Annotated in this window: 22 protein-coding genes; 8 read left to right on the top strand and 14 right to left on the bottom strand. The window is 71.4% G+C overall.

Annotated features, from left to right (window positions below; translation table 11 throughout):
* Positions 1–80: 80 nt before the first annotated feature.
* The 4 genes from FHX75_RS01520 to FHX75_RS01505 form a co-directional block, all read right to left on the bottom strand.
* A complete protein-coding gene (locus tag FHX75_RS01520) occupies positions 81–1244 on the bottom strand; it encodes a glycoside hydrolase family 26 protein (RefSeq protein WP_154936293.1) in 1164 nt (387 codons plus the stop codon).
* On the bottom strand, positions 1232–2965 hold the full coding sequence (locus FHX75_RS01515; RefSeq protein WP_246157513.1) for a glycosyltransferase family 2 protein: 1734 nt from the start codon (positions 2963–2965) through the stop codon (positions 1232–1234). Before FHX75_RS01515 ends, FHX75_RS01520 begins: the two co-directional genes overlap by 13 nt.
* A gap of 285 nt (positions 2966–3250) precedes the next feature.
* Positions 3251–4414 carry a glycosyltransferase family 39 protein gene (locus FHX75_RS01510; RefSeq protein ID WP_154936291.1) on the bottom strand — a complete coding sequence of 388 codons (1164 nt, stop codon included), beginning with the start codon at positions 4412–4414 and terminating at the stop codon, positions 3251–3253.
* A 284-nt stretch (positions 4415–4698) separates the two neighbouring features.
* Positions 4699–5211: a MarR family winged helix-turn-helix transcriptional regulator gene (locus tag FHX75_RS01505; RefSeq protein ID WP_154936290.1), complete on the bottom strand. Its 513-nt coding sequence runs from the start codon at positions 5209–5211 to the stop codon at positions 4699–4701.
* Between the two features lie 112 nt (positions 5212–5323).
* Between FHX75_RS01505 and FHX75_RS01500 the strand changes: the two genes are divergently transcribed.
* From FHX75_RS01500 to FHX75_RS01490, 3 genes are read left to right on the top strand one after another with little or no spacing between them, the layout of a single operon-like run.
* Positions 5324–6373, top strand: coding sequence for an LLM class flavin-dependent oxidoreductase (locus FHX75_RS01500; RefSeq protein ID WP_154936289.1), 1050 nt, complete (start codon positions 5324–5326; stop codon positions 6371–6373).
* The gene (locus tag FHX75_RS01495) at positions 6366–7397 is read left to right on the top strand and encodes an LLM class flavin-dependent oxidoreductase (RefSeq protein WP_154936288.1); all 1032 of its coding nucleotides are present in this window, start codon (positions 6366–6368) and stop codon (positions 7395–7397) included. Before FHX75_RS01500 ends, FHX75_RS01495 begins: the two co-directional genes overlap by 8 nt.
* 40 nt (positions 7398–7437) lie before the next feature.
* Positions 7438–8151, top strand: coding sequence for an NADPH-dependent F420 reductase (locus FHX75_RS01490; RefSeq protein WP_154936287.1), 714 nt, complete (start codon positions 7438–7440; stop codon positions 8149–8151).
* A gap of 80 nt (positions 8152–8231) precedes the next feature.
* On the opposite strand, the gene FHX75_RS01485 is transcribed toward FHX75_RS01490, so the two are convergent.
* The 3 genes from FHX75_RS01485 to FHX75_RS01475 form a co-directional block, all read right to left on the bottom strand.
* Positions 8232–8669 (bottom strand): hypothetical protein, encoded by a 438-nt coding sequence (locus tag FHX75_RS01485; protein WP_154936286.1) that lies wholly within the window; start codon positions 8667–8669, stop codon positions 8232–8234.
* 310 nt (positions 8670–8979) lie between these two features.
* A complete protein-coding gene (locus FHX75_RS01480; RefSeq protein ID WP_154936285.1) occupies positions 8980–9324 on the bottom strand; it encodes a hypothetical protein in 345 nt (114 codons plus the stop codon).
* 124 nt (positions 9325–9448) lie between these two features.
* A complete protein-coding gene (locus FHX75_RS01475; RefSeq protein WP_211364288.1) occupies positions 9449–10420 on the bottom strand; it encodes a quinone oxidoreductase family protein in 972 nt (323 codons plus the stop codon).
* A gap of 441 nt (positions 10421–10861) precedes the next feature.
* Between FHX75_RS01475 and FHX75_RS01470 the strand changes: the two genes are divergently transcribed.
* Complete coding sequence (locus FHX75_RS01470) at positions 10862–11722, top strand: exonuclease/endonuclease/phosphatase family protein (RefSeq protein ID WP_246157512.1); 861 nt, start codon at positions 10862–10864, stop codon at positions 11720–11722.
* Here FHX75_RS01470 and FHX75_RS01465 read toward each other — a convergent pair.
* Positions 11709–12068: an MmcQ/YjbR family DNA-binding protein gene (locus tag FHX75_RS01465; protein ID WP_154936284.1), complete on the bottom strand. Its 360-nt coding sequence runs from the start codon at positions 12066–12068 to the stop codon at positions 11709–11711. The genes FHX75_RS01470 and FHX75_RS01465 overlap by 14 nt on opposite strands.
* 183 nt (positions 12069–12251) lie before the next feature.
* Between FHX75_RS01465 and FHX75_RS01460 the strand changes: the two genes are divergently transcribed.
* Both FHX75_RS01460 and FHX75_RS01455 read left to right on the top strand, forming a co-directional pair.
* The gene (locus FHX75_RS01460; protein WP_154936283.1) at positions 12252–12728 is read left to right on the top strand and encodes a heme-degrading domain-containing protein; all 477 of its coding nucleotides are present in this window, start codon (positions 12252–12254) and stop codon (positions 12726–12728) included.
* 173 nt (positions 12729–12901) lie between these two features.
* Positions 12902–14320: a WGR domain-containing protein gene (locus FHX75_RS01455; protein ID WP_154936282.1), complete on the top strand. Its 1419-nt coding sequence runs from the start codon at positions 12902–12904 to the stop codon at positions 14318–14320.
* Positions 14321–14333: 13 nt separating this feature from the next.
* On the opposite strand, the gene FHX75_RS01450 is transcribed toward FHX75_RS01455, so the two are convergent.
* From FHX75_RS01450 to FHX75_RS01435, 4 genes are read right to left on the bottom strand one after another with little or no spacing between them, the layout of a single operon-like run.
* Complete coding sequence (locus tag FHX75_RS01450) at positions 14334–14681, bottom strand: nuclear transport factor 2 family protein (RefSeq protein ID WP_154936281.1); 348 nt, start codon at positions 14679–14681, stop codon at positions 14334–14336.
* Positions 14682–14720: 39 nt separating this feature from the next.
* On the bottom strand, positions 14721–16544 hold the full coding sequence (locus FHX75_RS01445; protein ID WP_154936280.1) for a serine hydrolase domain-containing protein: 1824 nt from the start codon (positions 16542–16544) through the stop codon (positions 14721–14723).
* An 11-nt stretch (positions 16545–16555) separates the two neighbouring features.
* Positions 16556–17863 (bottom strand): exo-beta-N-acetylmuramidase NamZ family protein, encoded by a 1308-nt coding sequence (locus FHX75_RS01440; protein WP_154936279.1) that lies wholly within the window; start codon positions 17861–17863, stop codon positions 16556–16558.
* Positions 17864–17873: 10 nt separating this feature from the next.
* Positions 17874–19694: a glycoside hydrolase family 3 protein gene (locus FHX75_RS01435; protein WP_154936278.1), complete on the bottom strand. Its 1821-nt coding sequence runs from the start codon at positions 19692–19694 to the stop codon at positions 17874–17876.
* Positions 19695–20081: 387 nt separating this feature from the next.
* On the opposite strand from FHX75_RS01435, the gene FHX75_RS01430 reads away from it, so the two are divergent.
* Positions 20082–20858 carry an aldo/keto reductase gene (locus tag FHX75_RS01430; protein ID WP_154936277.1) on the top strand — a complete coding sequence of 259 codons (777 nt, stop codon included), beginning with the start codon at positions 20082–20084 and terminating at the stop codon, positions 20856–20858.
* A 2-nt stretch (positions 20859–20860) separates the two neighbouring features.
* A complete protein-coding gene (locus FHX75_RS01425; RefSeq protein WP_154936276.1) occupies positions 20861–21997 on the top strand; it encodes a carboxylate-amine ligase in 1137 nt (378 codons plus the stop codon).
* Between the two features lie 45 nt (positions 21998–22042).
* Here FHX75_RS01425 and FHX75_RS01420 read toward each other — a convergent pair whose 3' ends face one another.
* Both FHX75_RS01420 and FHX75_RS01415 read right to left on the bottom strand, forming a co-directional pair.
* The gene (locus FHX75_RS01420) at positions 22043–23827 is read right to left on the bottom strand and encodes an N-acetylglutaminylglutamine amidotransferase (RefSeq protein WP_154936275.1); all 1785 of its coding nucleotides are present in this window, start codon (positions 23825–23827) and stop codon (positions 22043–22045) included.
* 369 nt (positions 23828–24196) lie between these two features.
* On the bottom strand, positions 24197–24937 hold the full coding sequence (locus FHX75_RS01415) for an SDR family oxidoreductase (protein WP_154936274.1): 741 nt from the start codon (positions 24935–24937) through the stop codon (positions 24197–24199).
* Positions 24938–25067 lie beyond the last annotated feature (130 nt).

Genomic DNA, 25067 nt, shown 5'->3' with positions numbered 1-25067 from the left:
GGCGGGGCGTTCCTCGCTGTCGGCGCGAGCGACCGCTCGGCCATGTCGTCAACCCGGGGACGAGGCAGGGTACGGAACATCTAGTCCTCGAGTTTCGTGCGCAGGAGCATGTCTGGCGACCAGGTGACCTGGTAGCGAGGGTCGGCGACCCCCTTGGCGAAGGCTCTTGCCACTGCCGGTGAGCTGACGATGCGCCAGTCCACCTCCCTCTCCTTGTTCACTTCGAACCAGATGACGCCGATGATGTCCTTGTAGCGGGGCAGCAGCCGGAATGTCTGCGTGATCCACTCGGCCTTGCGCCCGTAGGCGTCGGAGGCACCGGTCTCGGTGATCACCAGCGGTTTGCTGCTGAAGGCGCGGATCTCCTTGATGATCCTGTCAAAGATCACGTCGAAGGACCGGTAGTCCGGGGTGAACACAGTGGTGTAGTAGCCGGAGATGCCCACCCAGTCGACGTAGGCATCGCCCGGGTAGAACGTGGAGAGTTCCGGGAGCGAATCGTCCCAGATGTTGTTCGGGCTCCACACCCATGTGACGTTGGTGGCCCCGGCGGCCCGGAACAGATCATGTACGTGGCGCCACGCCTTGACGTAGTCGCCCGGTCGGTTGCCGTTGACCAACTCGCACCACGGGTACCAGTAGCCGTTCATCTCATGGGCGAACCGAATGGCTACCGGGTAGCCGAGTGACTTGATCCCTTCGGCCCAGGATCGCAGGTAGCTGTCGAAGTCCCCGCGCGCTATGTGGGACAACCGGTACTGGGTCTGCTCGTTCCGTAACCTGTCGACCTCGCGGGTCGGGAGCCCCTTCTTGATGGCCGCTTCGCCCAATCGGTAGTCCCACGGTTCCCAGCCCAGCATTGGCAGCATGCCGCGGTCGTTGATCCGGTCGAAGGGCGTCCGGTCGAATGTGTCGGATGCCCATCCGGAGCCGAAGAGCATGACCTGCGGCTGGCGCTTCGCGGCCGCCGTGAACCTGTTCACCGCGGTGAAGTCGTGCGGGCCCTCGTGGGTCATGACACCGATGAACGTCTTACCGGCCGGAGGGAAGATCTTCCGGTCCGGTCCGAGCGACGAGCCTGGTTCGGCCGTCGCCACCGCGCTTGGTCCGGCCGCGGCGACCCGGTCGGGCGGCGCCTCCTTTCGGCCCTCGGCCGTGGTCCTCGGCGCCATGGCGAAGGCGTAGGCCAGCAGCAGCGCGGCGATCAACACCATCATGACCCGCAGGACGGTCAGCTTGGCCATGGCAGACCCCCGTTCGCCGCCACCCGCGACTTCGGCGGTTGGCGCTCCTCATTGCCGGCGCGCGCGGCTTGCTCGGCCGTGTCGTCGTGCTGCTCTCCGCGGGCCGTGATGTTCGACAGGAGCGCGATCAGCGGCGGACCGAGACCTGTCACGAGGGTCAGGATCGGCCAGACGTGGAGCATGGTGAAGCTGGTGTCCAGTACGAAACTCGCGCCGAGCAGGGCAGCGGCGAAAGCCGCCCAGCAGAAGTGCAGCCGGAAGGTGCCGAGCGACTCGGTGGTGCGCAGCTTCCCCTTGGCCGTCACCACGAACCCGAGCTTCCGCCGAAGCAGCGCACTGACACCGGCGGCCACGTAGATGGGACCGGCGAACAGCGCCAGCGCCATGCCGACCAGGCCGATCTCCTCCCGTTCGTGGGGAGCGATGTTGAAGCGGCGGAGCCAGAGCCACAGCAGGAACCAGGTGCCCATGCTCGAGCCCCACAGCACCGACCACACGGTGACGTCGAGTTGGGCCGCGCCCACCCCGGTGAGCAGGTACATGGCCGTGGCGAGATTGCCCAGCAACAGGCTGACGGCGACGCTCGGGTAGTAGAACTGCAGCAGGCGGTACTGCCAGCGGCGCCGGCCACGGAGTTCGCGCGGTGCGCGCAGCTCGGGGCGGATGAGGATCTCGCAGATGCCGGCCGCCCACCGCTTCTGCTGGTTGAAGTAGTCCGCCCACGACGTCGGGCCTTCCCCGATGGCCACCACGTCCGGGGTGTAGACGCCCTTCCACCGGTTACCGGTCTGCGGGTTGACGGCGGCGTGGACCCGGATGCTGGTGAGATGGTCCTCGATGATCGAGTCCTGGTAGCCCCCGATGCTCCGCCAGGCCGCCGGTCGGTAGAGGTGGCCGGTGCCGGTGAGCAGCGGCGCGTCCAGCCCGTTCCCGCCCCGCGCGATGAGCCCGTTGTAGAGGTACTGCTGCACCGACGCGCCGTGCGCGACCCAGTTCTGGTGCATGTTGCCGTAGACCTGCGGCGTCACCACGAAGGCGACGTCCGGGTCACGGAAGTAGCCGAGGGTCCGTTCGAGGAAGCCCGGCAACGGGACGTGGTCCGGGTCGACGTTGGCGACCACGTCGTAGCAGTGCTCGTACTCCGCCCGCCAGGCGTTGTGGTTGCCCGACTTCGTCCGGGCCCGGAACTCGCCGCTCGGCCGGTTGTACTCCGGGCGGCCCTTACGGCTGAAGTGCCGCACCCCGAGTCGCGCGGCCATCTCCTTCACCGCCGGGTCGTCCCCCTCGTCGAGGATCCAGACGTCGACCTGGCCGCAGTACACGATCTGCGTCATCCTCCGCAGGGTCCGCTCGGCGACGTCGATCGGCTCCTTGCTGGGCACGATCGTGGTGAGCAGCGCCACCCGCAGGCCGACCGGCGGATCGACCGGGATCGGATCCTTGGCGTGGAACGCGAACACCCAGATCACCACGTTCTGCGCGAGGCGGATCAGCTCCACGCCGACGACCACGCAGAAGCCGAGCCGGGCCGCCGTCGTCTGCCAGTTCCCGATCCCGGTCACGCCCGGCCCCGGCACGTGCGCGGGGAGCAACAGCCAGCCGATGAACAGCACCCCGGCCGCGCTGTTGACGAGGACGAACAGCGTGAGGATCAGCCGTGACACCGGCGAGACGGCGTGGCGGAACTCGACCGCCGCCTCCGGGTGCCGCGGCGCGACCAACGGTCCGGCCGTCGTCCCGCATGCCGCGTAGGCACGACGCGCTCTGACGTTGCGCTGTCGACGGTCGGAGGGCTGCTCCGACGAGGCCCGGGGCGAGGTGGCGGCCGGAGCACCCGCCGTGACCTCCCCCGCGACGTGAGCCAGCCGGGTGTCGCTGGCGATCCCCACGTTGCCCCCAAAGGACTCTGCCCGACATGAACTCGACCGGAGCTGATGCTATTCGGGCAATCTGCTCAAAGGGTGCGTGTTGCTTAAATGGTCATGAGCATCGTTCCGCCGGTCGTCTCATTCACCGGCGGGGGCCGGGCGAGCCCCGTGCGGCGTCTCGCCGCCGGCGGGCCGGGTCCACAGTTGAATGATCCTCGCGAGATCGCCGGTCGCCTGCTCGCGGCCCTCCGGCGCCGGCCGGGCCAGCTGTGCCGGCGCACCGAGCACCGCGATCGCCACCAGGGCGACCGCACACCATCGGGCACGCACCCGGGCGAGGGCGACCGCCCCGAGCGTCGCCCACGCCGGAAGCGTGAAGAGCAATACCTCCGGCAGCCAGATCGGCGTCGCCTGCGCGACGAGCAGCAACCCCAGCGGGGGCACCACCGCCCACGCGGTGTAGACGGCGGCGGAACGCCGCAACGGAAGGCTGAACAGCGCCAACCCGAGCAGCACGATCCCCAGGGCGGTGACGCCGAACAGTTCCCGGGGGGTCGCGGCCAACACGTCCGGGGTGAGCTTCGATCCCGCGATCGGCGCGCCGGGTTGCCCGCCGAACAGTCCCAGCGCGGCGGCCGCGGGTAGCGCACCCAGGAGCGCCACCGCCGACCAACGGCCGGCCACGCCGCGCCGGAAGGCGAAAACGGTCCAGCCGTGTCCGGCCAGCAACAGCAGCGCGAGACCGTGGGAGAGGCCCAGCAGCAGCACCGCGGCGCCGTAGCCGGCGAAGCGGCCGAACGTCGGCCGGTCGACGGCCAGCACGAGCAGGAACGTGGCGAGCACGGCGGCGAACACCGTCAGCGCGTACGGCTGGACCTCCTGCGCGTACCGGGTCGATGTCGGCAGCAGCGCGAAGATCACTCCGGCCAGCAGGCCGACCCGCGGCGTGAACAGTCGGGCCGCCAACAGCCCGACGAGGGCCGCCGCGGCGGTGATGGCCACCATCGACACCGCCCGCACCGCCGGGCCCGGCGTGCCGAGGAACTCCGCCCACCAGCGCATCAGCGCTGAGCCGGCGATGCCCCAGGTCGGGGCGTCCTCGGTGGGCGGGACGGGCGCGCCGGCCCGGACGAGGCAGAGCGCGACCGTCAGCAGTGCCGGTACCAGCCAGGCGGCGACCCGCCACCGGACGGGGTGGGTCGCCGGCTGGGGGGCCACGTCGTGGCCTTCGCCCCAGGGATCCTCGACGTCGACCTCGGTCGACGCCAGCCTGGGCAGGACAATGGTGTCCGCGTCCTTCATCGTGTCTCACGCATCTCTGTCGGAACCGGCGGTCGCGAGCCGTGGCAGGGGCGTGCTGCGAGGCGACGCCAGGCCAGCGGTCCGTGGCGCGGGCAGGACGCGGCGCAGGACCGGCCGGAGTCCTGGATCGAGTAGGAATGTCACCTGGAGCATAAGGAACATCGGCGGACAGATATCCCGGATGCGTCATAAGCACCGAATCGGGAATCAACCACCGCTTAGCGGCTGCGCTCAGCCGCTGGATGCTTGGTCCCAGCATCACCAGTGCGACGAGAGCTCTGGGCTCACGGGACGTTTCGCGGCGCCTGAGGAATCTGGTGCGTGTCGAGGTGCGCGCGCAGCGCTGCGGCGATCTCGCCCGCCGCGACGAGCTGATCCGGCGTGAGAGCGTCGACGAAGAGTTCGCGGATGGCGCGCAGGTGCGGAACGGTGGAGCGCCGGAACGCGTCGGCTCCGGCCGGCGTGAGCAGGACCTCCGCCCCGCCGCGATCGGTGGCGCACTCCTGGCGTCGGATGAGCCCGCGCCGCTCCATCCGCCCCAGGTGGTGGGAGAGCCGGCTGCGCTCCCAGCCGATGTGGGCCGCGAGTTCGGAGGAGCGCATCTGCCGTTCCTGCGCCTCGGTGAGAGCGAGCAGCACGGCGTAGTCGCCCGGGGAGAGGGAAGACTCGGTCTGGAGGCGGGACGCGAGCTGGGACCTGAGTGCTTCCGCCGTCTCGATGTAGTCGCGCCAGGCCCGCAGCTCCGCCGCGCTCGGGAGCTGTCGTCCCTTCCGCCGGTCAGGTGTGGCTTTCGTCATCTCCCGCTCCTGGTTGACATGTCAATCCTGAGGCTAGCATGGTTGACGTGTCAATCGTCGAGGGCTTCCTGCGGCGAGATCGCCGCCGGGGAGCGAGCGTGAGGAGGAGGCGATGACAGCTCAGGGCTTTGAACTGGGGCTCAACTCGTTCGGGGAGGTCGCCACCGACGGCGGCCGGGTCCTGAGCGACGCCGAGACGGTGCGGCTGCTCATCGACGAGGCACGGCTCGCGGAGTCGGTCGGCCTCGACGTGTTCAGCGTGGGCGAGCACTACCGGGAGGGCCACACCGACTCGGCGACGCCGGTGTTGCTCGCGGCGATCGCGACGGCGACCGAGCGGATCCGCCTCGGGACCTCGGTGACGGTGCTCAGCACCAACGACCCGGTCCGGCTCTACCACGAGTTCGCAACCCTGGACGCGGTGTCGAACGGCCGGGCCCAGCTGGTTCTCGGGCGGGCGTCGGCGACCGAGTCGTTCCCGCTGTTCGGCTACGACCTGGCGGACTACGAGCGCTTGTTCGAGGAGAAGCTCGACCTCTTCGTCCGGCTTCAGCGGGACGAAAAGGTCACCTGGTCGGGCACCGTACGCAGCCCGCTGGTCGAGCAGCGCCTGCATCCGCGGATGCCGGCGGGTGGCATCCCGACGTGGATCGGTGTCGGCGGGAGCCCGAACTCGGTGGTCCGCGCCGCTCGCTACGGCCTTCCGCTCATGCTCGCGATCATCGGCGGGCGCCCGCAGCGGTTCGCCGGCCACGTCGACCTCTACCTCCGGGCGCTCGAACAGTTCGGGCATCCAGTGCAGCCGATCGGGCAGCATTCGCTCGGCCTGGTCGCGGACACCGACGAGGAGGCGGTGGAGACCTGGTGGCGGTACTGGCAGCCGGTGGTGGCGCAGATCGCTGCGGAACGCGGCTTCTACAAGCCGGACCGCAAGCGCTACGAGGCCGAGCTCGACGGCGGCGCGCTCTTCGTCGGGTCACCCGAAACCGTCGCGCAGAAGATCGCCACCATGGCCCGTGACCTGCGGCTGAGCCGCTTCGACCTCAAGTACGACATCATGCACCTGCCCCGCGAGGCACGCGCGCGCACCATCGAACTGCTGGGCAGTGAGGTTGCGCCGCGGGTCCGGGAGCTGCTGGCGAAGGAGCCCACCCATGTCTGATCTGGAATTCGGCCTCGACACCTTCGGCGACGTGCCGGAGGACGACTCCGGCAAGCTCGTCTCCTACGCCGCGGCGATCCGCCAGGTCGTCGACGAGGCGGTGCTGGCGGACGACCTGGGGGTCGACGTCATCGCCCTCGGCGAGCACCACCGGCCGGAGTATTCGGTGTCCACGCCGGAGACCGTGCTGGCCGGGATCGCCACGCGTACCTCGCGGATCCGGCTCGCCTCCGGGGTGACCGTGCTGAGTTCGGACGACCCGGTCCGGGTGTTCCAGCGCTTCGCCACGGTGGACGCGCTGTCGCACGGCCGGGCCGAGGTCATCCTCGGGCGCGGGTCGTTCACCGAGTCCTTCCCGCTGTTCGGCTACGACCTGCGCGACTACGACGTGCTCTTCGAGGAGAAGATCGAGCTGTTCGTGAAGCTGCTGGACGAGAAGCCGGTCACCTGGAGCGGCACCAAGCGCGCCCCGCTCGAGCGCGCCGACGTCTTCCCGAAGACCGAATCGGGACGCCTCACCACCTGGGTGGGTGTCGGCGGCTCGCCGCAGTCGGTGGTGCGTACCGCCCGGTACGGCCTGCCGCTCATGCTCGCCATCATCGGCGGCGCTCCCGAGCGCTTCGCGCCCTACATCGACCTCTACCGCCGGGCCGCCGAGCAGCTGGGCACGACGGCGCACCCGGTCGGGATGCACTCGCCCGGCTTCATCGCCGACACCGACGAGGAGGCGAAGGAGCTGTACTGGCCGTACTACCGGGTCATGCGGGACCGGATCGGCGCGCTGCGCGGTTGGCCGCCGATCCGTCGCGCCGAGTTCGATGCCGAGGTGGAGCACGGGTCCCTCTACATCGGCTCCCCGGAGACCGTCGCCCGCCGGGTGGCCCGCGCGATCCGCAGTCTCGGCGTCGGCCGGTTCGACCTCATCTACACCGCCGGAGCGCAGCCGATCAGCGCCCGGATGCGCGCGGTGGAGCTGTACGGCACCAAGGTGATCCCCATGGTCCGTGACATCCTGGCCAGTTGATCGGGCCCACGGACGCCCGATCGGAGAGCGGAAGGACGACATGAACGACAGCGCCCGGAGCGAGCCCCGGACCCTCGGCATCCTCGGTGCCGGCAAGGTGGGCACCGTGCTCGCTCGACTCGCCCTCGCCGCCGGTTACCGGGTGCTGATCGCCGGCTCCGGCGACCCGGAGAAGATCGCCCTCACCATCGAGGTGCTCACGCCCGGCGCGGTCGCCACCACCGCGGTCGACGCCGTGGCCGGCGCCGACATCGTCATCCTCGCCCTTCCGCTGGGCAAGTACCGGAGCATCCCCGTCGAGGCGCTGCGCGGCAAGCTCGTCGTCGACGCGATGAACTACTGGTGGGAGATCGACGGCATCCGCGACGACCTTACCGACCCGCGCACCTCGTCGAGCGAGACCGTCCAGGCGTTCCTGGCCGGCTCCCGCGTCGTCAAGGCGTTCAACCACATGGGCTACCACGATCTCGAGGACGGGGCGCGGCCGAGCGGCACACCCGACCGTAAGGCCATCGCCATCGCCGGCGACGACCCCGCTGATCTCGACGTCGTCGCGTCCCTGGTCGACCGGCTCGGCTTCGATCCGGTCGTCGCCGCCCCCCTCGCCGAGGGCGTACGACTGGAACCGGGCAGCGAGTTGTTCGGCGCCAACGTGAGCGCCGACGAGGTGCGGGCCATGCTCGACCGCTTCGCGGAGTCGGAGCGTGGGCGGGTCGTCGCCCTGGCCCGGGCGGCCACGCCGAAGGCGGGGTGAGCCTGGCTTCATCGCCCGGCAGCCCGCACGTGCCCGGGCCACGCTGGTCGCGCGGCCCGGGCCGTGCTGCGCGGTCCGGGTCAGTCGACCGGAGGGGTGTACGTGTCGCAGACCCGGCCACGCTCCGCCCGGGCCACCGTGGTGCCGACGCACAGCCGGAGCCGTGGCTTGAAACCGCCCCACAGCAACTCGGAACGGGTCTGGGCGGTCGTCTTACCAGGAGTGCACAGCGCGGCGAAGGTCCGCCAGACGAGCTCGTCAGCCGGCCCGTTGGTGGCGATCTGGACCACGCCGCACCGCCCGGGAGCGTTGACCGCGAGCGTCCCGTTGACCGCCACCGGCGGTACCGGCCGCTCCGGGATGCTCATCATCATGTCGTAGCTGCCGTAGGCGCTGACCCCGGCGCTCTCCAGTGCGAAGTCGCTGTCGGCGGAGGCCGTGGCGGGTGAGGCGCCGGCCGCGAGAGCGATACCGGTGACGGCGACCGCACCGAGCATCTTGACACCGAGTGACGTCATTGTGCACTCCCTTTCGAAAGGGCCCACCGATCGGGTGGGCGAAATGGGCAGCGTCCACCATGGTCGCGGGCCAAGGGTGAATGGCACGACCACGATGACGGGACGCCGGACGGCGCCGGCCGTTTGATGATTCGTCGGCGCCGGCCCCGATGAGATCGCATCACGGATACGCCGTCAAGAAGGCCCGGGAGATTTCCGGCGGCGCGGCAACTGGCGCGACGCGACCCTTTCGCTGTTCAGCGTCGGCGCCGCCGACAAAACAGCGCCCACGGATGTGTCCTGCTTCACTTCGGCGCCGCTCCGCACGATTTCACGATTGTCGCAGCGAATTCTTCTCATCCACATATTCGCTGCCGGCGACGTTGACGACCGCCTCCCGGCGGCGCACCGAGGGCGGGCTCGGCGAGTTCCGACCCATCCGTCTGCTCACCCACACCTGCAGCACGTCCGACGCGATCGCCGCCACCGGCGGCCGCACGGCAATGAATGGCGAGGCGGCAGCTACACCGAAATCGCCGACGGACGGACGAGCCGACCCGGCGAACTCGGCGATGAAAGGAAATGCTCTCTTCCTGCTGACGAAATAATGGCGATCGTTACGCGGGGACCCGCCCCGCTCGGCCTCGGGCAGCTCCCGAAGCCAGTCCCCGCTCACCGCAGGGTGGAAATGTTCTCGACCTCGCCATTAATAGCTGGGCTACCCCGGTCTGCGCAGGCTCGACTATTTCCGGAACCACCTGCTGTCGCCAGCATCAGTCGGTCGGTGCCGCGGCCGGCGGTCAGACCACCGTGAGCAGCAGCCTGCCCGAGAAGGAGGTCTGCAGGCGACGGTGCGCCTCCGCCGCCTGCCCCAGCGGGAACTTCTCGGCGACGTGCACCTCGAACGGTCCCGCCTCGATGAGCTCGTTGAGGCGCTGCAACTGCCGGGGCCCGGTCTCGCCGTCGTACGCCCGCACCGTCACGCCGGGCCGCTCGCTCGGTTCCGGCTGCACCCCGTGGGGGTACCCGAGCACACCGCCGTCGCGCAGCGCCTCGGTGAGCTTGTCCAGCGTCTTCCCACCGGCCATCGCCAACAGGCCGTCCATGCCGTCCGGCGCCACCTCCCGGATCCGGGCGAGCACCTCGGCGAGGTCACCGTGACCGTCGACGGCCAGATCGGCGCCGAGCCGGCTCACCAGCGCCACGCCCTCCGCCCCGGACGCCACGGCGACCACGTTGAGCCCCTGCCGCTTGGCCAACTGCACGGCCAGGTGACCCTGTCCCCCACTCGCCCCGAAGATCAGCAACCACGCGCCGGCGGACAGGTCCAGCACGTCCAGGCCCGTCAAGGCGGTCAGCGCGTCGGTGGGCATGGCCCCCGCGTGCTCCACCGGCAGGCCCGCCGGCAGCTTCGCGACGTACTCGGCCCTGGTCGCCGCGTACTCGGCGTAGAAGCCGCCCTTGGGCCGGGTGTAGCCGTACACGTAGATCACGTCGCCCACGGCGACGTTGGTCACCTGCTTTCCGACTGCGGCGACGCTGCCGGCGGCCTCGGCGCCGGGCACCATCGGGAAGGTGGATCCCTCGGGCACCAGCGTGCCCTCCCGTGTCATGGCGTCCCAGACCCCGACGCCGGCGCTCCACACCTTGATCAGCACCTCGTCGTCGGCGATCTGCGGCACCGGCAGGATGCACGGGGTGATCACCTCCGGACCGCCGAACTCGTCGAAGGCCGCGGCCTGCATCTGCTCCGGCACGTCGCCGTCTGCCATCTGGAATCCTCTCCACCCCGGTGTCGTGCGGGCACCGCCTCGTCGAAGGCAGCATGCCGGTGCACCCGTCGCCGGGGGTCCCCGCGCGAGCGCCGTTCACCCGGTCGGGCTACCGGCCGCGAGCCCACCGCGCCTGCGCCCCGGACCAACTCCGCGCTCCTGGCGCCCGGAACACCTCGGCCTGCACAGCGTCCGGCGACCGATCGGCAGCAGTAAGATCGCTGCCACCCGGCGAAGACACGTCCTCCTCCACCCGGAGTCCGCATGTCCGAGCAGCCCGCCACCGACGTCACCCGCCCCCGCGGGTGCCGTCGTCTGCGTGGTGCGGCCCTGGTCGGACTCCTGCGCCGGAGCGGGGCTGCTCGTTCGTACCGAAGTTTCCGCCCGGCCCTGGTCGTGGTGTGCCTGATCGCCGTGGCCGGCTTGCCGGCCGGATCGTCGGTGGCCGACTCCACCGGATCCACCGCCCTGCGGGTGCTCCAGCTGAACCTCTGCAACAGCGGCCGGGCCGGCTGCTACACGGGCCGATCGGTGACCGAGGCCGCGGAGGTGATCCGGGCCGAGTTGCCCGACCTGGTCACCCTCAACGAGATCTGTCAGGACGACGTGGCCGCGCTGGAGCACGTGTTCGCGGCCGTCCACGGCGGCGGCACGGTCGTCTCCGCCTTCAAGGCTGCCGGTGACCGCCCTACCGGCGCCGTCACGGAGTGCCGCAACGGGCAGCCGTACGGCGTCGGGCTGCTGACCCACCTTGCCGCGCCGTACCCGGGACACACGGTGCACAGCGGGATCCACCCGACGCAGGATGTCACGGACCCCGAGGAACGCGCCTGGCTCTGCGTCCACGTCGCCGGCCTGCTGCACGCCTGCACCACACACCTGGCGGCCACCAGTGCCACCGTCGCGCTCGCCCAGTGCGCCCACCTGCTCGCCACGGTCGTACCGATGATCCGCAGGAGCACCGGATACGCGCCCACCGTGCTGAGCGGCGACCTCAACCTCCGGCACGGCGGCTCCCCCGACGTGCGGTCCTGTGTGCCGCCGGGCTACCTGCGGATCGACGACGGCGCGGTGCAACAGATCATGGCGACAACCGACGTCACGATCTGTTGCAGCAGGTCGATAGGCATGCGCGGGGCGACCGACCACCCCGGGCTGTTGGCCACCCTCACGATCGACGACGACCAACGCCCCGCCTGGGCCGCCACCGCGCCGGGCCGGGCACCCGCCCGCGTCGCCCCGCTCCGGCGAGCGCGGTGGGCGCGGCACCGCGCCGGTCAGGCAGCCGTCAACGGTCGCTGACCAGCGCGTCCGGGGCCCGCATCCGCCACGCGTCGGTCACCAGCTCCCGAAGGCGCTCGACATCGACCTCGGCCAGGCGCAGCATCACCAGCGGCCACCCCTCGTAGCCGGGTGTGGTGAAGAAGAGGTCCGGCTCGCCGAGGAGGAGAGCCTGCTTCTCGGCCTCGTCGCCGACGAACAGCACCGCGACGTCGGTCCGGATCACCCGTGCCTTCCCCGGCACGCGCTCGGGATAGGACCAGACGAATCCCTTGTCGGCGACCCGGAAGTCGAAGCCCTCGCTGTCGATCTCCGCCACGTGCGGCAGGGCCAGGGCTATCCGGCGGACATCATCGGCGTCAGCCATCGGGGTCCCTCCCGGGTCGGATCCTCACCGGGCCGAGGTTACGCCTCGGCACCGACATTGATCATGTACGCACGTGTCGCCGGCGTCTGGCCCATCGCGGAGGAGGCACCCATCCGGTTTGCGACAATCAACCTGCACGGAACACCCCGGCGCAGTCCGCCACTCGACCAAGAAGAGGTACGTATGCCACTTGACCATGACGCGTGGCCGACGCTGGAGGAGCTGCTGCGCGAGGAGGGCGAGTTGGAGCTGCCGGCTCTCTCGGAGTCGGACGCGTACGAGTTGGGGATGCGGGCGGTCGCCGCCGCGAGGGAGCGGGACCTGCCGATCTCCGTGGGTGTGTGGCGGACCGGGCGCCAGTTGTTCCACTGTGGCCTGCCCGGTTCGACGCTGGACAACGACGGGTGGCTGCGTCGCAAGGGACGAGTGGTGATGCGGTTCGAGCACTCGTCGCTGTACATGGCACGGCTGTGCCAGGACAAGCAGGTGACCCTGGCGGACAGATTCGGACTGCCGGCCGCGAAGTACGCGGCCGCCGGGGGCGCGGTGCCACTGCGCGTGCGCGGCACCGGCGTGGTCGGCTGGTTCGGCGTCTCCGGACTTCCGCAACTGGACGACCACCGCTTCGTCGTCGAGGTGCTTCGCGGGACCTCGCGATAGTCGTGCACCGGGGCGGTGAGTGACCCGAGTCTTAGCGGGCACGGATCGGGGTTGACGGGCCGCCACCAGCGGCTCGTCAACCCCGACGATCTTGTCGGGGGTAGCGGTTAGCGTGTGGTCACTGTCGCCGCGCCGGCCACGTCGGGCCGGTCGCTGACCCCTCGGAGGCCCCCATGTCGCAGGAGACGACCTACCTCGAACTGTCCGAAGTGGACGGTGCGCACAAGTTCTACGAGGTCGTCGTCGAGGACGCCACGCTGACCGTGCGCTACGGCCGGATCGGCGACCAGGGGCAGGTCAAGGCGAGTGCCTATCCGGACAACGCGCGGGCCCGGGCGGCCGCGGCGAAGAAGATCGGAGAGAAGGTCCGCAAGGGGTACGCCCCGGCGGTCCCCGGCGTCAGAAAGAAGCGCAGCGTCTCCCGACGGCAGATCGTCAGCACCCGCTCCACCGCCCGCACCGCCCCGGTGCTGTGGCGCTACGACTCCGGTGCCCCCGCCTTCGGCATCTTCGTCGACGGGCAGCACTGCATGGTGGGCAACGAGCACGGCGTGATCACCACCCTCGGCCACGACGCCCAGGTGCGCAGCCAGGTCCGCCTCCCCGACGGGGTGAAGTGCATCGTCGCCGACGACGCCTGGATCTACGCCGGCTGCGACGACGGCAACGTCTACGACCTCTCCGGCAAGGTGCCCCGGGTGGCGTACGCGATCGCCCCGGAGATCGACATCTACTGGCTGGACATCCACGACGGCGTCCTGGGCGTCTCGGACGCCGACGGCGGGATCGCCGCCATCGACCACGAGGACGAGTTCCTCTGGCGCCGGCCCGGGCGGGGCCGCTCCGCCTGGATGGTGCGCTGCGACACCGACGCGCTCTACCACGGCCATTCCCAGGGGGTGACCGGCTACGACTGGCGTACCGGCCGCGAGCTCTGGCACACCAGCACCGGCTCGGTGCTCTTCGGGTGGCAGGAGCGCGGCAGCGTGTTCGCCGGGACGAGCACCCGCGAGGTGGTGCGGCTGGCCAAGGACGGTCGGGTCGAACGCCGCTACCGGTGCGACGCCCCGGTCTTCTCCTGCGCGACCGCGCAGGGCGGCCGGTACGTCTTCGCCGGCGACAGCCAGTCCTCGATCTACTGCTTCGACGCGGCGGGCACCCGGCTGTGGAAGCTCGGCACCGGCTGCGGCTCGGCGTACTCCATGCAGTACCACGACGATCGGCTCTATGTCGTCACCACCGGCGGCCATCTGGCCTGCATCGACGCCAGCGAGCCGGCGATCCGGGCGGCCCAGGTCGGCGACGTGCCGCAGGTGCTGGACGTCAAGGCGCCCCGCCAGGCACCGCGGACGGTGGAGCCGACGGTGGTCGAGGTGACCAGCGACGCCGGCGCGGGCGTCGTCGTGCAGTGCCTGGACGATCGGGGGCGGCTGCGGGTCCAGGTGGTTTCCGACGGCTACCGGCGCGACTGGTCGGTGCAGTTCCCCAAGGGCATCCGCGAGCCGGGCGCCCGCTACCTGGTGACCGAGGTCCGCGAGTCCGGCCGAGGTGGGTTCTACCGGGCGTACGGCGACATCCGCCGGCTGCGCTGAGCAGGGCGCGTGGTCAGGTCGGTCGCACCTGCCCGCCGAAGAAGACCTGGATCTCGACGATCTGGCCATCGCGCACCGTGATGTATTCCGTATTGCGGTGCCGGTCGCCGGTCTTCAGCTCGTACTCGTACAGGATGAAGACACCGTCTCCGTCGCCGTCCACGACCTCCAGGATCTCCTGGGAGTTGAGCCGGCCCGCCGTGGGAAAGCACCGTTCGAAGTACGCGGTCCGGTCGATGTGGTCGTCCTGCGGGCTCGTGAACACCAGGTCGTCCGCGTACAGCTGGTTCGCCGCGTCGCGGTCCTGCGCGAGGTAGGCGTCGAACGCCGCGCGGACGGTGTCGACGTTGGAGAGTGGCACCGTGGCCTCCTTGAAGGCGTCGAGGCGAGGAATGGCCGGTCAGCTGCGGGCGGGTGACCACCCGTCGGCGACGAGGAGGAAGGCGTCGACGCCCTCGCCGTCGAAGAGCACCCCGTCCCGGTCCCCCGCGACGACCCGGTCGACGTACACGCCACGACCCTGGCCGGAGCCGTCGGTGCTGCTGCTCCACCGCAGGTGGGTCGCCTGGTCGGGCAGCGCCACCGAGGTTTGCCACCAGACCCGGTCGCCGTAGCCGGTGACCGTGCCGTCGCTGGTCCAGCGTCGGTCCCCGTGCCGCAGCAGCATCCGCGCCGGAGCCCACGTCTGCCCTCCGTCGGTGGAGACATCGAACCGCATGCTGTCGTAGCGGGGCTCGGTGTCGTACCAGAGCAGGAAGCTCGCGGCGCCGCCGCCTTGCGCCGCCCGGCGCAGCGGGGCGGTGAGGGTGACCGTCGCGAGGTCGCGCGGGTCGGCCCGCCAGGCCTCCCGCGACCGGGGCCGCACCGGCATCGCCTCGGCGAGGTCACGCGCGACCGCGCGCCGGGCGACGTTGTTGCTGCCCCAGCCGCGGTCGGGGTGCACCCGGTTGCTCAGCAGGATGACGAACGAGTGGGAGAGCGGGTCGATGACGATGGACGTGCCGGTGAAGCCGGTGTGCCCGAACGCCACCGGGGAGGAGAGCCCCATCATGTACCAGTGCTTGTTGAGCTCGAAGCCGAGCCCGCGATCGCTCTCCGGGTAGGCCGCCTCCAGCGGCGCGTTGTAGTTGACCAGCATCGCGCGCACCGTGTCCGCCCGGAGGATCCGTCGCCCGCGGTACTCGCCCCCGTTGAGCAGTGACTGGCAGAGCAGCGACAGGTCGGCCGCGGTGGAGAAGACCCCGGCGTGCCCGGCCACGCCCCCGAGCGACCAGGCGTTCTCGTCGTGCACCTCGCCCCAGACCATGCCGCGCCCGGCGTACGGCTGGTACTCGGTGGCGGCGATCCGCGACCGCAGCTCCGGCCCCGGGTTGTAGCCGGTGTCGGTCATGCCCAGTGGCGCGGTGACGCCGTCGCGGACCAGGTCGGCCAACGGCCGCCCGGTGACCCGTTCCACCAGCACGCCCAGCGCGATCAGGCCGAGGTCCGAGTAGACGTAGCGGGTGCCGGGCGTGGCCCCGGCCGCCAGCGGCGTGGCCAGCGCGGCGGCGAACCGCTCGGCCGGCGTCGGGTATCTGCTCCACAGTGGCGTGAAGGCGGGCAGACCCGAGGTGTGGGTCAGCAGCATCCGTACCGTGACCGCCTCCTTGCCGCCGGCCGCGAACTCCGGGACGTAGCGGGCGACCGGGGCGTCCAGGTCCACCCGCCCCCGCTCGACCTGCTGCATGGTGACGATCGTGGTGAACAGCTTCGACACCGACGCCAGGTCGAAGACGGTGTCGGGCCGCATCGGGATCTGCTGATCGGCGGGAAGCTCCACCCCGACCAGCCCGGGCGGCGGTCCGACGGCGGCGTACCGCACCGCGGTGCCCACGGCGGCGTGCTGCACGACCACGCCGTCCTTGGCCGCCAGGACCACCGCGCCCGCGTACGCCGGATATCCGGGGTGGTCCGGCGTCGGCTGGAGATAGGCCGCCAGGTCGGCGGGAAGGCGATCCACGTGCGCGGGGAGCAGACCGACCTCGCGGGCGCTGCCGGGCCGCAGCGTGTCGTGCCGGAAGTGGATGTCGGCGGGGGTTACTGCCGGCGGCCCCGACTCGTCGCGCGGCGGCGCGCCGGCCGCCCCGGCGGCCGGCGCGATCGTACCGAGGATGGCCACGGCCAGGCCGAGCGCGAGCCGGCGGAGCGCGGCCGGGCGGTGCAGCGGGCGGGACGACGTGGTCATGACCACACTCCTCAGTAGAGCAGGTAGGGCTGACGCTGGCGGTCGAACGCGGCCAGCTCGTCGGCCCAGGCGCCGACGACGTCGTCCACGTCGGCCCCGGCGTCGATCTGGGTACGCAGCCGGGGCGACCCGGTGAGCTTGTCGATCCAGTACGGGCGGACGGCGTCCCAGGAGTCGCGCCGCCAGGCGAAAGCCGGGTACTTGTGCGCCTCCACCAGCATCGCCACCGCGGTACGGATCGGGTCGTACACCGCCCGGTCGACGACCTTGACCTCGACGCCGGCGCAGAGCTTGTTCAACAGCGCCGGCTTCTGCCCGGCCGAGGTCGGTGCGAAGTACGCCTCGCGGAACTCGACTCCCGGCAGGTCGCGGGCGTTGAGGCGGTCACTCCAGTGGTGGTCGAAGTCGGTCGCCAGCCCGCCGATCAGCTCGAACGGACGGCAGGTGCCGCGGCCTTCGGTGATCGACGCGACGCCCTCGAAGAGGCCGGTGCCCGGGTAGACCAGCGCAGTGTCCGGGGTGGGCATGTTCGGACTGGGCATCACCCAGGGCACGTCGGTGTCGGCGGCGAGGCGGTCCCGCTTCCAGTGCTCACACCGCACCACGTGCAGGTCCACCGGTCGCCCGGCTTCGACGGGTAGGAACGTGCCGTTGAAGAACCGGGCCAGCTCCCCGACGGTCATTCCGTGCTGCTGGACGATCTCCTTGAGGCCGACCCCGGAGGTGTACGGCGCGGTCATCATCGGCCCGTAGGCCCGCCCGCCGATCGGGTTCGGGCGGTCCAGCACGACGTAGCGTTTGCCGACCCGGGCCGCGGCGACCATCGAGGTGTACATGGTCCAGATGTAGGTGTAGAAGCGGACGCCGACGTCCTGGATGTCGAAGACGACCGTGTCCACGCCCGCCTCGGTGAACATGCTCTCCCACCGGGCCAACGAGGCGCCGTACGCGTCGTAGACGGGGATGCCGGTGCGCGCGTCGACGCCGGTGCCCTCGCTGCCTCCGGCCTGGGCCGAGCCACGGAAGCCGTGCTCGGGGCCGAACGCCGCGGTCAGCCGGACCTGGCCCGAGCCGTGCATCAGGTCGACGAGGTGGCGGTAGGCCCCGTCGACGCCGGTCGGGTTCGAGACGACGCCGACCCGCTGGCCGGCGAGCACGGCGAAGTCGGAGGCCACCAGTTGGTCCAGGCCGGTGCGGACCCGGCGGACACCGGGGCTGCCCGCCGCGGGCGCCAGGGCCGCGCCGACGCCGAGCGCCCCCGCGCCGGCTCCGAGCGCTCCCGCGCCGACCGCGCCGGCGAGGAAATTCCTACGCTGCATGGGTTGCCTCCTACCAGGTCAGGCCGTGGCCGTAGGGGTAGAGCACGGTGCCCGCACCCTCGGCCGTGGGGATCGTGACGGGCAGCCGCCCCCGGGGGGACAGCTCGCCGTGCAGCGCGCGGACGAGCGCGTCCATCGCCGCCCGGGTGTACGAGTAGGTCGCCAGATAGGTGGTCACGCCCGGCAGGTGGGCGATGTCGTAGGGGTCCCGCACCGCCACCACCACCACGGGCTTTCCGGTGGCGACCAGCGCCGCGACGAGGCGCTGCTGGGTGGCCCGCGGATCGGTGACGGTGGTGTCCCACGCCTTGTTGACCAGGACGACGGTGAGGTCGTGCTGGGCCGCCTGGGTGGCCGTCGCGGCGATCACCGCGTCGGACGGCAGCGTCGCCGGCCGGGCGGTGGCCCGGGCGCCCCGGGCGGTGAACCCGTCGGCGACCGTCGCGACCGGAGCGAAGGCGGCGCTGTTCCAGCCGGTGACCAGCACCGACCGGTTGGTGCCGGCCAGCGGCAGCAGGCCGGCGTCGTTGCGTACCGCGGTGAGCGTCGGGTCGGTGACCTGGGTGACGGCGGCGAGGTGCTCGGGCGCTCCGACCGTCCGTACCGCCTCCTCGACGTCGACCAGCGGCGACCGGGCCAGCCCCTGCCGGTACTTCACGCCGAGGATGCGCCGCACCGACTCGTCGATCCGCCGCTCGGTCAGCTCGCCCGTGGCGACGGCCCGCAGCACCGCGTCCCGCGCCAGCGCGAGGTTCGGCGGCATCAGCAACTGGTCGGCGCCGGCCTTGATCGCCAGTACGGGCACCCGCTCGTCGCCGTACTTCTGCCGCACGCCGGCCATGTTCAGCGCGTCCGTGACGATGACTCCCCGGAAGCCGAGTTCACCGCGCAGCACGCCGGTGAGGATCGTCGGCGACAACGTCGCCGGGTCGCCGGACGGGTCGAGCGCGGGCACCACGATGTGCGCGGTCATGATCGATTCGACGCCCGCGCTGATCGCCTGCCGGAACGGCGGTGCGTCGATCCGGTCCCACTCCGCCCGACTGTGGTTGATCACCGGGAGGCCGGTGTGGCTGTCGGTGGCCGTGTCGCCGTGGCCGGGGAAGTGCTTCGCCACCGCGGTCACGCCGGCGCCGTCCTGGAACCCGGCGACCTGCGCGGCGGTCAGCTCGGCCACCAGCGTGGGGTCGGCGCCGAAGGACCGTACCCCGATGACGGGGTTGCCCGCGTTGACGTTGACGTCGGCGATCGGCGCGTACGGCTGGTGGATGCCCACCGCGCGCAGCTCCCGCCCGGTGACGTCCGCCGACGTGCGCGCGTCCCGGGGTGAGCGCCCGGCGCCCAGCGCCATCGCGCCGGGGAACTGCGCGGCGGGAGCGGGCATGCGCAGCACCGTGCCCTGCTCCTGGTCGGTGGAGATGAGCAGGGGAACGCGCCCCTTGCTGCCGTCGCCGAGGGCGGCCCGCTGGAGACCGTTGGAGAGGCCGGCGATCTGACGGGGACTGTCCAGGTTGTGGGACCAGGAGAAGTAGCAGACGCCGCCGAGGTGGAACCGGTCGATGACCTCGGCCGGAGTCTCGACGCCGAACGCGGCGCGGTTCGCGGCGCGGTCGGCGGCCGTGGGCTCGGTGGCGTCACTGCCGTAGACGTAGGTGGAGAAGAGCTGCCCGACCTTCTGCTCCAGGCTCATGTGCCGCAGCGTCGAGGTGACCCAGCCCTGCTCGGCGGTGGGCGGGCGCGCGGGCTCGGCCGAGGCGTGGACGGGGAGCGGCGCGAGGGTGGCCACCAGGGTGGCCACCAGGACGGTCACGGTGACGGATCGGGTCTTCATAGACGACGACCTCTCAGTCCGGGTGGCTGAAACTTAGCTACATATGAGTGAGCAGTCAAGAAGGTTAGCTACGAAGCGTCGGGACTGAGTCGACGCGGCCGGCCCAGCCCGCCTGGGAGGTTCTGGCAGTACCGGTCTCAGCAGGCACTGGCACGACGCGAGCGGTGGGGGTTGTCTGGGTGGTGCCCGGCGCCGGGCACGCGGTCGCCGATCGCGTGTCCGCCGCCCTCCACCGTCGGCACCGGGATGCCGGCGCCTCGCCCTCGTCCTGGCCGGCCACGCTCGTCCCGCGCGACCGCCGGAGCGCCGACGTCACCGACCTGCGTCCCGCCGCCCGCCCCTTGAAGCAGCCCGCACGACACGTTCGCCTACGGAAGGATCACGACTGTGGACAAGCGCATCCTCGGCACCGGCCTTGAGGTGTCGGCCCTCGGGTTCGGCTGCATGGGCATCAGTTCCGGCCTCGGCCCCGCCGCAGACCGGGAGGACGGCATCGCCGTCATCCGCGCCGCCGGGGAACACGGCGTCACGCTCTTCGACACCGCCGAGGTGTACGGCCCGTTCGTCAACGAGGAACTCGTCGGCGAGGCCCTCGCCCCGTTCCGCGGCCAGGTCGCGATCGCCACCAAGTTCGGGTTCGCGTTCGACGCCGACGGCCGGCAGGCCGGTCTGAACAGTCGGCCCGAGCACATCAGGCAGGTCGCCGACGCCTCCCTGCGGCGGCTCGGCGTGGAGTCGATCGATCTGTTCTACCAGCACCGCGTCGACCCGGACGTGCCCATCGAGGACGTCGCCGGAGCGGTCAGGGACCTGATCCAGGCCGGAAAGGTGAAGCACTTCGGCCTGTCCGAAGCCGGTGTGCGGACCATCCGCCGGGCCCACGCCGTGCAGCCGGTCACGGCCCTGCAGAGCGAGTACTCCCTGTGGTGGCGCGAGTCCGAGGCCGAGATCCTCCCGACGCTGGAGGAACTCGGCATCGGCTTCGTCCCGTTCAGCCCGCTCGGCAGGGGATTCCTCACCGGCACGATCGAGCAGGGCGCGACGTTCGCCGGCTCGGACATTCGCAGCAGCATCCCCCGGTTCGCGCCCGAGGCGCGGCAGGCCAACCAGGCGGCAGCACGCCGCCCCGCGGTACTCCAGCACACTGCCCACGATCGGAGGTGACCATGAAGCCACACCGAGTGGCCGCCCCCGCCGCACCCACTCCCACCATCCTCACCCTGGGCGTGGAGGAGGAGTTCCTGCTCCTGGACCCGGCGACCGGGGAGAGCCTGCCGGTCGCCGACCGGGTGTTGCAGACGCTGTCGGGGACCGCTCGGGAGCAGAGCCGGCAGGAGTTCCGGCACAGCATGGTGGAGATGGTCACCCCGGTCTGCACCGACCTGGCAGAGCTGCGCGAACACCTGGTCGCGCTGCGCGGTGCCGCCGCCCGGGCGGCGGAGGCGGCCGGGGCACGCCTCGTCGCGGTAGGGGCCACCCCGGTGTGCGAAGCCCACCGTACGGTGCCGGACGAGCACCGCTACCACGCCATGTCCCGCCGGTTCGGTCCGGTGGCCCACGACCCCGCGGTCTGCGGCTGCCACATCCACGTCGGTGTGCCGGACCGGGAGCTGGCCGTGCAGGTGTGCAACCACCTGCGCCCGTGGCTGCCGGTGGTGCAGGCGCTCACCGCCAACTCCCCCCTGCACGACGGAAGGGACACCGGGCACGCCAGCTGGCGGTCCGTGCAGCTGGAACGCTGGCCGAGCATCGGACCCACCCCGCACTTCGAGTCGGTCGCCGACTACGACGCCACCGTGCAGGAGTTGATCGCCGCAGGGATCATGCTCGACGCGGCGATGGTCTACTGGTACGCCCGCCCGTCCGCCGCGTACCCGACGGTGGAGATCCGGGTCGGCGACGTCTGCCCCACCGTTGACGACACGGTGCTGGTCGCCGCGCTGGTCAGGGCGCTGGTCGCCACCATGGCCGACGAGGTCCGCGCCGGGGTCCGCGCCACTCCGATCCGGGACTGCCTGGTGGCCGCCGCGCACTGGCGAGCCGCCCACAACGGGGTCGACGGTGACCTCGTCGACCTGCGCGGCGGCGGCGCCCGTCCCGCCTGGGACCTGATCGACGAGCTCGTCGTCACCGTCGCGTCCGCGTTGACCCGGCACGGCGATCTCGACCCGGTGCTGCGCCAGCTCGACCGGATCCGCCGGGACGGCACCGGCGCGACCCGGCAGCGGCGAATCATGGCCCGCACCGACGGCGACGTCCAGGCCGTTCTGGATCACCTGACCGCCCAGACCACCGCCCACTGAACCGGCGGCCGGGCCGACTGGCCGGACGAGCAAGCGCGCCGGGAGTCAGTAAATGTCGTGGGCTTGGAGCCAGAGTTCCAGCAGGCCTAGCTGCCAGAGTTTGTTGCTCCCGGCGGCGGCCTGCGCCTGGGCCGGTTCGGCGAGCAGGTCGGCGACGTACCCGGGCCGGAACAGGCCGCGCTCCCGTGCGGCCGGCGCGGTCAGGGCCTCCTCGACGAGGTGTCGCACCGGCCCGTCGACGTTGCGCAGGGCAGGCACCGGGAAGTAGCCCTTGGGCCGGTCGATCACCTCGGCGGGCAGCACGTCCCGGGCCACCTCCTTGAGCAACCCCTTGCCGCCCTGTGCCACCTTGTGCTCCGGCGGGCAGGCCGCGGCGAGGGCGACGAGGTCCTGGTCCAGGAACGGAGTGCGCACCTCCAGGCCCCACGCCATGCTCATGCTGTCCACCCGCTTCACCGGGTCGTCCGACAGCATCAGGTGGGTGTCCAGGCGCAGCACCGCGTCCAGCGCGGTGTCCGCGCCGGGCGCGGCCAGGTGCGCGTCGAGCAGTTCGCGGCTGGCGTCGTGGTCGCACGCGTACGCCGGGTCGACCACCCGGTCCAGTTCCGCGTGGTCATGGTCGAAGAACGCGGCGGCGAACGCCTCGGCGGCGCCGTCGCGGGGTACCCGCGTGAGGGGCTGGTGGTAGGCGTAGCCGGCGAAGACCTCGTCGGCGCCCTGACCCGACTGGGCCACCTTGACCTGGCGGGCCACCTGCTCGCAGAGCAGGTGGAAGGCGACCACGTCGTGGCTGCCCATCGGCTCGGTCATCGCCTCGATCGTCCGGCGGACCGCCGGCACCAGGTCGTCGTTGCCGAGTTGGATGCGCTGGTGGTCGGTGCCGAAGGTCGCGGCGACCAGGTCGGAGTAGTGGAACTCGTCGCCCACCTCGCCGCCGCGGCTGTCGAAGCCGATGCTGAACGTCTGGAGGTGGTGCTGCCCGGCCTCGGCGAGCAACGCCACGATCATGCTGGAGTCCAGGCCGCCGGAGAGGAGCACCCCGACCGGTACGTCCGCCACCAGCCGCCGCCGCACGGCCGTGCGCAGCGCGTCGCCGGCCGCGGCCTGCCAGTCCCGCGCGTTCATGCCGGCGTGTGCCGGGTCCCGTTGGTAGTCGGGCCGCCAGTAGACGCGCTCGCGGCTGCGCCCGTCGGACTCCACCACCCGCACCGTGGCCGGGGGGAGCTTGCGCACCCCGCGCAGGATGGTCCGGGGTGCCGGCACGATCGAATGCCAGGAGAGGTAGTGGTGCAGTGCCACCGGGTCGATGCCGGTGTCCACGTCACCGGCGGCCAGTAGCGCCGGCAGGGTGGAGGCGAACCGCAGCCGCCCGGGCGACTCCGCCAGGTAGAGCGGCTTGATACCCAGCCGGTCCCGGGCCAGCACCAGCCGGCGCCGCCGCCGGTCCACGAGCACGGCGGCGAACATGCCGACCAGGTGGTCGACGAAACGTTCACCCCACTGCGCGTACGCCACGAGGATGACCTCGGTGTCGCTGGTGGAGTGGAAGGTGTGCCCGGCCTCCCGTAGCTCGTCGCGCAGCTGGGGGTAGTTGTAGACGCATCCGTTGAACACGAGCCCCAGCCCCAGGTCCTCGCGCACCATGGGCTGGCCGCCCGCCTCGGACAGGTCGATGACGGTCAGCCGACGGTGTCCCAGGGTGACCCAGCCGTCGTTCCACAACCCTTCGCCGTCGGGGCCCCGGGAGCGCATCGCCTCGGTCATCCGGGTCACCGCGCCGGCGTCGGGGGTCGCGCCGTCGAACCTCGCCTCGCCGCTGATCCCGCACATCTCAGCGGGACCCGACCGCTCGACGTGCACGCAACACGGCAACACTCCTGCCACCGTCGTCTGCCGGTCGGAGATCGGCCGGCGGTACCGGAGCCGGCGACTACCCGATGCCCACCCCGGGAAACCGACCGCCGACCTCGCGTTCTTCGGCGCGCGCCGCCGCACGGCGGCCGATGGGCGGTTGCCCCTCCGTGAGGCCCGGTCGTCGACCGGGTCCGCGGCGCGCTTCGCAAACCGTCCGACGGCTGAGGAACCACGCGCCGACGCAGCCCGGCTGACCGGGAAGCGGGCGGTGAGCATCGGGGGCGACTCCGGCACGGGCCGGGGCGCCCCCGATGTTTGTCGCTGCTCCTGACGGCTGCGCACCCCTCAGCGGGCGGACTGGATCCAGTCCTGGTAGTGGGTGGGTGCCAGGTGGGCGTCCGGGCCCGCGATGAGCACGTCGCCGGTGACGGCCGCGAACATGCCGGCCGTGTCGTCCGTGACGACCTTGCGGTTGTCCTGCTGTGCGGCCAGGGTGACCCGGCCGAGGTCGTCGAGGGCGAAGACGTCCGGGCCGGCGACGTTGCGGATGCCCTGCAGCGGCGCCCCGGTGGCGACGTCGACGACGGCGTCGACGACGTCCGCGGCGGCCATCGGCTGAAGCCGGGTGGCGGGCAGCCGGACGGTGGTGTCGTCGGAGGTCCAGGACAGGATCGCGTTGACGAATTCGAAGAACTGGGTGGCCCGCACGATGGAGTACGGCGTGGGCCCCTGCCGGAGCAGGTCTTCCTGCAGGGCCTTGGCGCGGTAGTAGTCGAGCTCGGGTACCTGATCGACGCCGACGATCGAGAGGACCACCTGGTGCCGGACACCGGCGCGCTCCCCGGCGGCCAGCAGGTTGCCCATGGTGGTGCGGAAGAAGCCGAGCGAGGCCTCGTCGAAGGTCGGCGAGTTGGAAACGTTGACGACGACGTCGGCGCCCTCCAGCGCCTGGTCCAGGCCGTCTCCCGTGAGCAGGTCGACGCCGGTCGACGGCGCCGCGGGGACGGCCTCGTGTCCGGCTGCCCTCAGCTTCTGGACCACCTGCGAGCCGATCATTCCGGTACCGCCGATGACTGTGAGCTTCATGGCTCTCACCCTTCCACGCGCGCCGCGCAGGCACGCCAGATTTGTCGAGGACCCCGCCTCAGCGGAGGTGTGCTCACGTCGGAGCCCCGACCGGCAGCCGGCTCAGCCGGCGCGGTGAGCCCGGTCGCAC

Origin of the sequence: Micromonospora palomenae (assembly GCF_007829925.1) — a bacterium.
GTDB lineage: Bacteria > Actinomycetota > Actinomycetes > Mycobacteriales > Micromonosporaceae > Micromonospora > Micromonospora purpureochromogenes.
The sequence above is the reverse complement of the archived record's forward strand: the minus strand, read 5'-3'. Positions and strand labels throughout refer to the sequence as shown.